The following is a 6136-nucleotide window of genomic DNA, read 5'->3' as shown; positions in this document are numbered from 1 at the left end:
CTCCCCTCAAGGGGGAGGGAAAGCTGCGGCGCGTCCCTCAATCCACCGCCCTCAGCACTTCACGCACATGGTCGATCAATTCGTTGATCTGGCCCTTGGTGATGATCAGCGGCGGCGACAGCGCGATGATGTCGCCGGTGGTGCGGATCAGGGCGCCGCGCTCGAACGCCTTGACGAAGGCCGAGAAGGCACGCTTGGTCGGACTGCCGGGAATGGGCGCCAGCTCGATCGCGCCGATCAGGCCGATGTTTCTGATATCGATGACGTTCGGCTCGCCATTCAGCGAATGCAGCGCGTCTTCCCAATACGGCGCCAGTTCCTCGCCGCGGGTCAGCAGCCCCTCTTCCTTGTAGGTGTCGAGCGTGCCGAGCGCAGCCGCACAGGCGATCGGATTGCCCGAATAGGTGTAGCCGTGAAAGAACTCGATCATATGCTCAGGGCCGGTCATGAAGGCGTCGTGGATTTCCTTCTTGACGAACACCGCGCCCATCGGGATGACGCCGTTGGAGACGCCCTTGGCGGTCGTCATGATATCGGGCGTGACGCCGAAATAGTCAGCGGCAAACGGCGTGCCGAGGCGGCCGAAACCGGTGATGACCTCGTCGAAGATCAGAAGGATGCCGTGCTTGGTGCAAATCTCGCGCAGCTTCTGCAAGTAGCCCTTCGGCGGCAGGATGACGCCAGTGGAACCGGCCACCGGCTCGACGATGACGGCCGCGATGGTCGAGGCATCATGCAGCGCGACGATGCGCTCCAGCTCGTTGGCCAATTCCGCGCCATGCTCGGGCACGCCCTTGGTGAACGAATTCTTCTCCGGCAGATGCGTGTGCGGCATGTGGTCGACGCCGCCGAGCAGCGTGCCGAACATCTTGCGGTTGGTGACGATGCCGCCGACCGAGATGCCGCCGAAATTGACGCCGTGATAGCCGCGCTCGCGGCCGATCAGGCGGGTGCGTGAGCCCTCGCCTTTGGCGCGGTGATAGGCGATCGCCATCTTCAGCGCGGTCTCGACCGATTCCGATCCGGAATTGGTGAAGAACACATGATCCATGCCCTTCGGCGCGAGGTCGACCAAACGGTTTGCCAGTTCGAAGACGATCGGGTGGCCCATCTGGAAGGCCGGCGCATAGTCTAGCTCGGCGGCCTGCTGCTGGATCGCCTCGGTGATCTTCGGCCGGCAGTGGCCGGCATTGACACACCAGAGGCCGGCGGTGCCGTCGAGAACCTTGCGCCCGTCGCTCGTCGTGTAATGCATGTCCTTGGCGGACACCATCATGCGAGGCGCTTGCTTGAACTGCCGGTTTGCCGTGAACGGCATCCAGAATGCGCTGAGATCGTTCGGCGTGACTTTCAGCCGGTTGGACATGACCAAGACTTCCCCTTGTAACCTGTTTCGGTACGGCTAACGCTTGGTCTTCCCGACACTTGGTCTTCGCTGCGGTTTCGTGCTACGCAAATTTTGACCGATTGGACAAACGTTAGCACCGCCCTGTCGGCGGTCAAGGGATTACTAGCGGAAATGCGGCAGCTGAGGCGCGCTCCACAGGCCGGGGAAAAACTGGTCCAGAGGATTGGTCCAGATCGCTCCCCAACCCAGGGTAGGCTGCGGTGACGGCCGACATGGACACCCCCGCCCCTCGCCGCACCCGCATACAGCAGGAAAAGCGCGAGCTGATCCTGGAGGCGGCACTCGAGGTCTTCTCAACCAACGGTTTTCGCGGCTCGACCATCGACCAGATCGCCGAAGCCGCCGGCATGTCGAAGCCTAACCTGCTCTATTATTTCCGCCGCAAGGAGGACATCCACGAGACGCTGATGCAGCGGCTTCTGAACACCTGGCTGGCGCCGCTGCGCGAACTCGACGACATCGGCGACCCCCTCACCGAATTGCGCAGCTACATCAGGCGCAAGCTTGAAATGGCGCGTGATTTCCCTAGGGAAAGCCGCCTGTTCGCCAACGAGATCCTACAGGGCGCGCCGCGCATCATGCCGATGCTGGAAGGCGAGCTGAAGACGCTGGTCGACGAGAAGGCCGCCGTCATCAAGGGCTGGATGCGTGCCGGCAAGATCGCCCGCACCGATCCCTGGCACCTGATCTTCTCGATCTGGGCTACAACGCAGCATTACGCCGATTTCGACGTTCAGGTCCGTGCCGTGCTCGGCCCCAACCGCGGCGGCGACGGCCGTTTTGAGGACGCGGCAAGATTTCTCGAACAATTGTTCATCGACGGGCTGAAGCCGAAAAGCTAATCGGTCTGAGCGGAATCGGCTCGCGCGTTGCCTGTTGCCTTCATCGATGGCGCATATGATCATGTTGGCATGCCAAAGACGCGCATCATGTATATCGAGAACAAATCCGCATCGCTGAATGGACCGGCGCGAATTGGCCGCGTTACATTTTCTCAAACCGGCAAATCGATAAGTTATCGAGGCCAGACCTTCCAGAGCCTGAAAGGCAGTGGGTTCAAAGCAAACTACTTCGACATTGATACAGGCGAGGAATTTTGGATCTCAGGCCCACGAAAGGACGGTAAAGATCGCTTGTATCCAAAGAGCTCTGCACCCGTGCAAATTGACGCTGATATCGCAGAAGAATACTGGCGTGAAATCAGGGAAAAAGTCGTCTGACTGAGTCTGGTCGAAATGCGCCAACGTCACGCGCTGCGCCGCTCGGCCGGCATCGCCTCGAGCAGCTTTTGCAATTTTGCGATCGAGTTCTGCTCGGCGAGTGGCGTGTAGACAATCAGCTTCATATCCGAGCCGTCGTCGATCGAAAAACTCATATGCTCGAACGCCATGCTGCCGGCCGTCGGATGTCTGACATGCTTCACACCCGTTAGTTCACGAGCCACATCGCGCAGCGGCCACCAGGTGCGGAATTCCGGGCTTGAACGCGTCATCAGCGCGATCAGCCGCTCGAAATCCGGATCGCCGACATACTTCGCGCTCTCCGCCCGGAACGAAGCGATCACGGCGCGCGCAAGCTCTTCCCAGTCGACCAGCAGGCGCCGATGGTGCGGATTGGTGAAGACCATGTGGACGATGTTGCGGGCATCGCCCTCCAGCAGGCCATAGTCGCCGAACACGGCTGCCGCGGCCGGGTTCCAGGCCAGCACATCCCAGCGCCGCCCGACAACATAGGCCGGCTGCAGGACAAGGCTTTGCAGCATGTGCAGCAAGGGGCCGTCGATTTTCTCCGGCTCCACGGTGCGACGCTCCGGCTGCTGGCGGCCGGCGAGAATGAAGAGATGGCGCTTCTCAGCAGTATCGAGCCGCAGCGCCTCGCAAAGCGCCGTCAGCACCTCAACCGAGGGCCTGACCTCACGCCCCTGCTCCAGCCAGGTGTACCAGGTCGTGCCGACGCCGGCGATCATCGCCACTTCCTCCCGGCGAAGCCCGGGCGTGCGCCGCCTGCGGCCCGTTGGGATACCGGTATCCGACGGCGTTAGCCTTTCGCGCCGAGAGCGCAGGAAGGCGCCAAGCTCGCGGCGGCGGCTGTCTTCGGCTGAATACGTCGGGGAATCCATCGGCGTCATTATAGCAGTATCGATACCAGGATAAAGTTTGAACTGTTTGAGGCGCGTCGGATGCCCCATCTTCCACCCAGAGCAACAATGTGGAGGCTCAAGCATGGAACTGAACGACAAGACAATCCTCATCACCGGATCGACCGACGGCGTCGGTCGCGTGGTCGCGCAAAGGCTCGGCGCCGGCGGCGCGCGTGTCCTGGTGCATGGCCGCGATGCGACACGAGGCAAGGCGACGGTCGCCGAGATCGAAGCCGCTGGCGGCAAGGCCGAGCTTCTCGTCGCCGACCTTTCGTCGCTCGCCGAAATCCGCCGTCTCGCCGAGGCTGTTCCCGCCCGCACGGACCGGCTCGATATCCTCATCAACAACGCCGGCGTCGGCACCGCCGGCACCAAACGACAGGTCAGCGCCGACGGCTACGAACTGCGTTTTGCCGTCAACTACCTCGCCGGCTTCCTGCTCACATCAGAGCTTCTGCCGCTGCTCAAGGCGAGCGCGCCGGCGCGCATCGTCAATGTCGCCTCGGCCGGCCAGCAGGCGATCGATTTCGACGATGTCATGCTGACCCGCAGCTACGATGGCGTCCGTGCCTACTGCCAGAGCAAGCTGGCGCAGATCATGTTCACCATCGATCTGGCGCAAGAGCTGAAGAACACCGGCGTCACCGTCAACAGCCTGCATCCGGCAAGCTACATGAACACCACCATGGTCCGGCAAGCCGGCGTCACGCCTTGGAACTCGGTCGAAACCGGCGCCGAAGCCATCTTCAATCTCGCGACGTCGCCAGCGCTCGAAGGGCGAAGCGGCCTCTATTTCGACGGCCAGAGAGAATCTCGCGCCAATGCGCAGGCCTATGACGCGAAGGCGAGACAGCAATTGCGGACCTTGAGCCTCGACCTCGTCGGGCATCAGTCGGCCACCCTAACATCGAAGGAACAGCATTCATGAGCGAGAAACCCTCACATGCCGTGATCGTCGGCGGCTCTTCCGGCATCGGCCTTGCTACGGCGCGGAATCTGCTTGGCCAGGGCATGAATGTCACCATCACCGGCCGCAGCCAAGAGAAGCTCGAACGGGCGCGGCAAAGCCTGTCCGGCAATGTCGCAATCGCTGCTTTCGACGCGACCGAACCGGCCAATGTCCGAGCTTTCTTCGAGACGCTTGGGGCATTCGACCATCTGGTGCTGGCCGCGAGCGGCGGCAAGGGCCTTGGCCCTTTCGAAACGCTGGATCTTGCCGACCTCAACAGCGGCGTCGACGAGAAAGTCCGGCCGCAATTGTCCTGCCTGCAAGCCGCCTTGCCGTCGCTGAACAAGAGCGGCTCGGTCACCTTCATCTCCGCGGTATCTGCGCAATTGTCAGCCCCGGGCGTCGCCGGTATCGCCGCCGTCAACGGCATGCTTTTGACAGTGGTGCCGATCCTGGCGATGGAGTTGAAGCCGTTGCGCGTCAATGTCGTGGCACCCGGCGTCATCGACACGCCGTGGTGGGACTTTTTGCCCTCCGAGCAGCGCCAGAGGATCTTCGCCGACTATGCCGGCAAGACCCCGGTCGGCCGCATCGGCCGCGCCGAGTACGTCGCCAGCGCCATCGCATTCTTGGTCTCCAACGGCTTCATGAAGGGCCAGGTGCTGACCTGTGACGGCGGTCTGCGATTTGCCGCATGAGCGGTGGGGGGTGTCGCCTCCGAACGCCGCCCGCGCACCCGCTATACCGTCTGCGCCATCAGCGCCAGGAACCCTCCAGTCAACGCCACATTGCCGATAAAGCCGTTGATACGGGACGCGCGCTCGGGACCCTGATGATCCCAGAAATTGTGAAACATCGGGGTGGCGACGATCAGGAACAGCACCAGGCACAAAGCGGCGGCAGCGGTCCAGACACCTGATATCACCAGCGCTCCAGCGACGATCTGGAGGACGATCCCCAGCCACAGCATCAACCGCGCCTGCGGCACGCCGCGTGTCGCCATCATCTGGGTCAGGAAGGTTGCGTTCTGGATGTTGCGCAGGCCAGCAAAGACAAAGGCGCCGCCAAGCAACAGGCGGGCGGCAACCAGAATCTCATTCTCAAAATTTGCCAACATGTTCTTGATCCCCAAACAAAAATGGCACGCGGCGCCCTGGCCGCGCGCCGGCTCGACCGCTCAGGCAGCTCTCGCCGCTGGCATCGGATGAATGGCCTGGAACGGAACGCAAAGCCGGTTCCAGGTGTTGATCATGCCAAGCGCGACAGACAGCTTGACCAGTTCCTCTTCCGAGAAATGCTCGAGCGTCCGCGCATAGAGTTCGTCCGAGACACCGTTATCGGCGATCTTCGTCACCGCTTCGGTCCACGCGAAGGCAGCGCGTTCGCGCTCGGAAAACAGCGGCGATTCCTTCCAGGCGGAGACGAGATAGAGCCGCTGTTCGGTCTCGCCGTCATGGCGCGCCTCGCGGCTGTGCATCTCGACGCAATACGAACAGCCATTGATCTGCGACGCTCGCAATTTGATAAGATGCAGCAGGCTTTCCTCCAGCCCGCATTCGTCGACCGCCTTGTTGAGCGCCGATACCGCCTTCATGATTTCCGGCGCCTTGGCGAAGAATTGCAACCTCTGTTTCATCGT

The 6136-nt window shown here is 61.9% G+C and carries 8 protein-coding genes; 4 read left to right on the top strand and 4 right to left on the bottom strand.

Annotated elements, in window-relative coordinates; translation table 11 throughout:
- Positions 1-37: 37 nt before the first annotated feature.
- The gene (locus E5W87_RS03600) at positions 38-1366 is read right to left on the bottom strand and encodes an aspartate aminotransferase family protein (protein ID WP_292394072.1); all 1329 of its coding nucleotides are present in this window, start codon (positions 1364-1366) and stop codon (positions 38-40) included.
- A gap of 254 nt (positions 1367-1620) precedes the next feature.
- Here E5W87_RS03600 and E5W87_RS03595 point away from each other — a divergent pair, with 254 nt between their 5' ends.
- Positions 1621-2250, top strand: coding sequence for a TetR family transcriptional regulator C-terminal domain-containing protein (locus E5W87_RS03595; RefSeq protein WP_292394069.1), 630 nt, complete (start codon positions 1621-1623; stop codon positions 2248-2250).
- Positions 2251-2277: 27 nt separating this feature from the next.
- Positions 2278-2628, top strand: a complete 351-nt coding sequence (locus tag E5W87_RS03590) for a 1-deoxy-D-xylulose-5-phosphate synthase (protein WP_292394067.1) — start codon at positions 2278-2280, stop codon at positions 2626-2628.
- 26 nt (positions 2629-2654) lie between these two features.
- Here E5W87_RS03590 and E5W87_RS03585 read toward each other — a convergent pair whose 3' ends face one another.
- A complete protein-coding gene (locus tag E5W87_RS03585) occupies positions 2655-3527 on the bottom strand; it encodes a helix-turn-helix transcriptional regulator (RefSeq protein ID WP_292394065.1) in 873 nt (290 codons plus the stop codon).
- Positions 3528-3630: 103 nt separating this feature from the next.
- Between E5W87_RS03585 and E5W87_RS03580 the strand changes: the two genes are divergently transcribed.
- Positions 3631-4476, top strand: a complete 846-nt coding sequence (locus E5W87_RS03580; protein WP_292394063.1) for an SDR family NAD(P)-dependent oxidoreductase — start codon at positions 3631-3633, stop codon at positions 4474-4476.
- Positions 4473-5195 carry an SDR family oxidoreductase gene (locus E5W87_RS03575; protein WP_292394060.1) on the top strand — a complete coding sequence of 241 codons (723 nt, stop codon included), beginning with the start codon at positions 4473-4475 and terminating at the stop codon, positions 5193-5195. Before E5W87_RS03580 ends, E5W87_RS03575 begins: the two co-directional genes overlap by 4 nt.
- A gap of 41 nt (positions 5196-5236) precedes the next feature.
- Here the strand turns inward: E5W87_RS03575 and E5W87_RS03570 are convergent, their stop codons facing one another.
- The gene (locus E5W87_RS03570) at positions 5237-5614 is read right to left on the bottom strand and encodes a DoxX family protein (protein WP_292394058.1); all 378 of its coding nucleotides are present in this window, start codon (positions 5612-5614) and stop codon (positions 5237-5239) included.
- Positions 5615-5674: 60 nt separating this feature from the next.
- Complete coding sequence (locus E5W87_RS03565; RefSeq protein WP_292394056.1) at positions 5675-6133, bottom strand: carboxymuconolactone decarboxylase family protein; 459 nt, start codon at positions 6131-6133, stop codon at positions 5675-5677.
- Positions 6134-6136: the final 3 nt, after the last annotated feature.

The organism is Mesorhizobium sp. (genome assembly GCF_004962925.1).
Classification (GTDB): domain Bacteria; phylum Pseudomonadota; class Alphaproteobacteria; order Rhizobiales; family Rhizobiaceae; genus Mesorhizobium.
This window is presented reverse-complemented; position numbering and strand designations above follow the sequence as displayed.